This is a genomic window from Ilyobacter sp. (genome assembly GCF_041583315.1).
GTDB lineage: Bacteria > Fusobacteriota > Fusobacteriia > Fusobacteriales > Fusobacteriaceae > Ilyobacter.
This window is the reverse complement of sequence record NZ_JBFHGC010000185.1, coordinates 1-4,890: the sequence shown is the minus strand read 5'-3', so window position 1 is coordinate 4,890 and position 4,890 is coordinate 1. Positions and strand designations below refer to the sequence as shown.

The 4,890-nt window shown below is 34.1% G+C and carries 5 protein-coding genes and 1 pseudogene; 4 read left to right on the top strand and 2 right to left on the bottom strand.

What is annotated here, in order from left to right; translation table 11 throughout:
• Positions 1 to 1,087: sensor histidine kinase (locus tag ABZA26_RS07680; protein ID WP_372713934.1), on the bottom strand; the 1,087-nt coding region annotated here is incomplete at its 3' end.
• Between the two features lie 3 nt (positions 1,088 to 1,090).
• Positions 1,091 to 1,765, bottom strand: a complete 675-nt coding sequence (locus tag ABZA26_RS07675) for a response regulator transcription factor (protein ID WP_372713933.1) — start codon at positions 1,763 to 1,765, stop codon at positions 1,091 to 1,093.
• Between the two features lie 157 nt (positions 1,766 to 1,922).
• Between ABZA26_RS07675 and ABZA26_RS07670 the strand changes: the two genes are divergently transcribed.
• The 4 genes and pseudogenes from ABZA26_RS07670 to ABZA26_RS07655 all read left to right on the top strand — a co-directional run.
• Positions 1,923 to 2,642, top strand: a complete 720-nt coding sequence (locus ABZA26_RS07670; protein WP_372713932.1) for a glycosyltransferase family 2 protein — start codon at positions 1,923 to 1,925, stop codon at positions 2,640 to 2,642.
• Positions 2,639 to 2,914, top strand: coding sequence for a lipid-A-disaccharide synthase N-terminal domain-containing protein (locus ABZA26_RS07665; RefSeq protein ID WP_372713931.1), 276 nt, complete (start codon positions 2,639 to 2,641; stop codon positions 2,912 to 2,914). Before ABZA26_RS07670 ends, ABZA26_RS07665 begins: the two co-directional genes overlap by 4 nt.
• Entirely contained in the window at positions 2,904 to 4,514 is a 1,611-nt protein-coding gene (locus ABZA26_RS07660; RefSeq protein ID WP_372713930.1) for an ArnT family glycosyltransferase, read from the top strand. Before ABZA26_RS07665 ends, ABZA26_RS07660 begins: the two co-directional genes overlap by 11 nt.
• 39 nt (positions 4,515 to 4,553) lie before the next feature.
• Positions 4,554 to 4,890: pseudogene (locus ABZA26_RS07655) on the top strand (glycosyl transferase); the annotation flags it as partial.

The window sequence follows — 4,890 nt, the reverse complement described above, 5'->3', positions numbered from 1 at the left end:
TCCACAGAGAAATATCCACCATCTTTTCATTTCCGTATACAATGGCATTGTCCACTAAATTTTTTACCAGATGTTTTAAGAGTCCCCTGTCAGATCTTATATGAAGAGAGGTCCCATTATAATTTATTGAACTTCCAGGGTGCAAAACCTCCATCTCCTTTATTATTTCTTCTATGAGTTCTCCTAAATCTACATCTTCTTTAAGAATATCTATTTTATCCTGTTTTGCCAGAAAAAGAAGCTTTTCTATGAGAATCTCCATATTTTTAACCTCGCTGTAGATGGAATCTATCGCTTCCTGAGAAATTTTTATATCTTTTCCTCCCCATCTTTTCAAAAGATCCACATAGCTCCCTATTATAAATATGGGAGTTTTTAGTTCGTGGGAAGCATTGTTTACAAAATCTATTTGGTTGGTAGCCTGTTCCTCTAGTCTTTTCAGCATTTTTTCATATGAAAAAAGAATATTTGAAAATTCAACAAAAAAATTATTTTTTTCAATATTAGCTTCAAAAGAAGTAAGATTTACTTTATTCGTTGCCTCTTCAAGCCTTCTTAACTGTGGCACCACCTCACGGTAAAAAGACTTTGACACAAATACTGCAGTCCCACAGAAGAGAAATATTATTCCGGCTGAGATTTTAAGAATTTTTTTCATGAAATATTTTTCTATATCCATACCTCTTATTATTGTCAAAACAACATCTTCGTTGTTAAGTGCCTTCATTCTTTTAGTTAATACGAAGTAATCTCTATATCCTATCTCCTGTATTTTATCTTGTGGCTCTACCATTTTTATGTCAGGAGTTCCCTCCTCTCTGTAGTTAATTCCATTGTGGTTTAAAATTATGTAAAGTTCGTTTATTTTGGGACTCTCTCTCAATGCCACATTATAGAATTCTTCTATATTCTGATGCTCAGGTTCCTTGAGCTCATTTATAATGAAATTTTCTGCAGTAATAATATCTTTTTTAGACTGACTGATAAAGTAACCCCAGATGGAGTATATAAAAATACCATAACCTGCAATAGAAATAAGTATTAAAATCATAAATTTTTTCCAAAGTTCTCTAGAAAATGTTTTCATAAATTAGCTCTCCTCTTTCAAAATATATCCAAACCCTCTTACTGTGTGAATAAGCTTTTTTTCTCTTTGGTCCACTTTTTTTCTCAGGGATTTTATGTATACATCCACTATTTTTTCTCCCCCTGCATAGTCATATCCCCATACACTGTTCAGCATTTGTTCTCTGGATAAAACTATCTCTCTGTTCAGTATCAGATAATGAAGAAGATTGAATTCGGTTTTTGTAAGGGACACTTCCTCACCAGCTACAAAAGCTACTTTTTTATCCAGGTCCAGTTGTATTCCTTCGTAACTAACCAGCTGACCATCAGAAAAGTCTTTTTTATGCCTCAGAGCTACCCTTATCCTGGCCAGAAGCTCCCCTATGACAAAGGGTTTTGTTATATAGTCGTCTGCTCCCAGGTCTAAAAGATTTATTTTACTGAAAGTTTTGTCCTTGGCAGTAAGAACTATTACAGGAACCTCAGAATTTTTCCTTATATTTCGACAGACTTCTTCTCCAGAGAGCATTGGCAGCATCAGATCAAGGAGAACTATATTATAAAAAGTCTTCCCGAATAACTCCAGTGCCATTACCCCGTCATCAGCAATATCTACAGAATATCCTTCATGCTCAAGCTCAAGTTGTAGATATCGGCTTATTTTCCTTTCATCTTCTACAATCAGTATTTTTTTCATACTAAGAAACTCCCTTCAGAAATCGTTATGATATTACTATATACCAGTATAGTAAAAAAATGATGAAAAAATAAAATAAATTTTTACCAAATTTTCATCTTTGTATATGATAATCAAAAGGTAAAAGTAAAAAAAGTAAAAATGAGGGGGAATACATATGCAGAGAATATCTGTCATAGCGCCAGTATATAATGAAGAAGAGAATATATCACGTTTTATTAAAAAAGTAGAGGATGCAGTAAAAAAAGAATTTGTATCCTATGAAATTATCCTTATAAATGACGGAAGCACTGACAAAAGCAGAGGTATTCTAGATCATGAGGCTTCAGAAAATGGTCATATAAAGGTCTATCACTTCACAAAAAACAACGGTCAGACTGCTGCTTTGGCAGCAGGTTTTGAAAAATGTTCTGGAGATATTGTGGTAACTATGGATTCAGACCTTCAGACAGATCCGGAAGATATCTATACTCTTTTACCTTATCTTGAAAATTACGACATGATTAATGGTAGAAGAGCATCCAGAGAGGACGGGATAAAGAAAAAAATCTCGTCTCTGGTTGGTAACGGAGTGAGAAACCTTATAACCGGGGATAATATACAGGATACAGGCTGCCCTTTAAAATTATTCAAAAAAGAAGTTGCCAAAAGTTATGTATTATTTGAAGGTATGCACAGATTCCTGCCGACTCTTGCAAGGCTCAGAGGATTTAAGGTTATAGAGGTTCCTGTGAGACATTATGACAGAGAATTCGGAGTTTCAAAATACGGAGTTTTGAACAGGCTCTTTAAAGGCCTAAAAGATGCTTTTGCTGTAAAATGGATGAAAGGCAGAATTTTAAAATATGAATTTGAGACTGGAGGAAATCAAAAATGAAACCTATTTTGATATTGGGATTCATAGGTCAGGCTTTTTTTTCCATGAGATTTCTTGTTCAGTGGCTGGCCAGCGAAAGAGCCGGAAAAAGTGTAATTCCTCTTTCCTTCTGGATATTTAGTATTATAGGAAGTTTTTTTCTGCTTATATATGCCATATACAGGAAGGACCCTGTTTTTATACTGGGCCAGGCTCCAAATCTCTTCATCTATACAAGGAATCTTTATCTTATAAAAAAAGAGAGACACGCAGGAGGTAGTAATGCAGGTTAAAGAGAGAAAAAATACTCTTTATCTTTTATTCTACGGCATGATAACCCTGTTCCCCAACCTCTGGGTTGGCAGTGTCGGGATAATGGAAGCCAGAAATTTTGTCACTGCCAGAGAAATGGTACAGGACGGAAACTGGATTATTACTACCATGAACGGTAAGTTCAGATTTGAAAAGCCTCCTTTACCCACATGGCTGACAGCTTTATTTATGAAGCTTTTTCACACTACTACCAGTGAATTTATTCTCAGACTGCCAATTGCCATATGTACCCTGGGATTGATTTTTATGATTTATTTCTTAGTAAAATCTGCCACAGAAAATTCTGAGCTGGCTTTTATATCAGGACTGGTGGCCACTACAACTTTCATGGTAATAAAGCTGGGAAATAACAATTCCTGGGATATGCTCCCCTATATTTTTATGTTTGGATGTGTCACATATATTTTTACAGGCTTAAAATCCTTAAAAATAAAGGACTTTATAATTTCTGGAGTCTTTATGGGAGCATCACTTCTCAGTAAGGGGCCTGTGCCCGTCTACGGAATGATGCTGCCTTTTTTTATAGCATATTCCATGACCTATGGTTTTTCAAATATAAAGCAGAACTGGAAAAAAATATTCTTTAGTATTCTTATAGGGGTAACTTTAGCCGCTTTATGGCCTATAGCAATGCTGCTTACTCATAAGGATCTGTTTCTATCAGTAATGAATAAAGAAGCTGACACCTGGTCAAACAGACATGTAAAAAGTATATTTTATTATTTTGATTATTTTATTTATATAGGTGTATGGATGATCTTTGCTCTGGCTTCTTTTTTCAAAAGATGGTCTGAAAAAAGAAGTCCGGACGGCAAATTTTTCTCAATGCTTTTTTTGTGGAACCTTATTACATTTGTTTTAATCTCTCTAATAAAAATGAAGAAAAAAAGATACGGGGTCCCACTATACATCTTGACTCCCATGATGGCTTCACATCTTATATTTTATTTTATGAAAAGAGACTGGAAAGAGCTTATAAAAAAAGAAAAGATTTTGATAAAAACCCATACCACACTCATGCTCATAATATCTATCTCGATTCTGGCTATTTTTTATATAAAGGGATACAGAGAAAAGACCATAGGATCTGCATATTTATTATTTATAATAACTGTTTTTTTATTTTTTTCCTATGAATTTATAAAGGGTCTCACTGAAAGAAGAAATATAAAGCAAATTCTTTTTATGACCGGTTTCCTGATGATAACAATCAACATCTCTGTGACATGGTTCATAGAAAAGTATGTGAGAACAGAGTATAGAGACGAATATAAATTTTTGAGTACCGTTAAAGATCTAAATATATCACCCGGTCCTATATATACCTTTAACGACTATCAAATCGAAAACATATGGAAGGTGGGTCAAAAAATAAAGTTAATAGGTAACTTTCAAGAACTTCCTGATACTTTTTTTCTTTTGGACAGCAGAGAAGGGCCAATAGTAAAGGATACTCTCAGTCCTAAGTTTACAATTAAAAGTAAAAATACATATTATAAATATGAAGATGATGATAAAATCATCTTTTTGTACAAGGTAGCTGAAAATCAGAAAAATTAAAGTATTCCAAATACTTTTTATTTGAAAGGAATTGAATTTATGAAAAACAAAAAGATATTCATATTTATTTCAATGGCACTACTTGTATATCCGTTATTTTTCTTTAGAGATCTCACACCAGATAATGAGTTAAAATATATAAGCATCGTGACAGAGGCCCTGGAAAAAGGTAATATCTTTGCATTTTACAATCACGGAATTCCATATGCAGACAAACCACCTCTATACTTTTGGATCATCATGATGGTCAAGAACATTACCGGGATTTACAGTGTCCCTGTTTTAGGCATATTCAGTCTTTTACCGGCTTTGCTGATAATGGCAGTGATGAGCAGGTGGTCTTCATCTGTTCTTGACGAAGGAGATCAGACTCTCG

Bases quoted from the DNA above. Each gene is read 5' to 3' on its own strand.
- ABZA26_RS07675 (WP_372713933.1), bottom strand. From the start codon at position 1,765: ATGAAAAAAATACTGATTGTAGAAGATGAAAGGAAAATAAGCCGATAT.
- ABZA26_RS07660 (WP_372713930.1), top strand. From the start codon at position 2,904: ATGCAGGTTAAAGAGAGAAAAAATACTCTTTATCTTTTATTCTACGGC.
- ABZA26_RS07665 (WP_372713931.1), top strand. From the start codon at position 2,639: ATGAAACCTATTTTGATATTGGGATTCATAGGTCAGGCTTTTTTTTCC.
- ABZA26_RS07670 (WP_372713932.1), top strand. From the start codon at position 1,923: ATGCAGAGAATATCTGTCATAGCGCCAGTATATAATGAAGAAGAGAAT.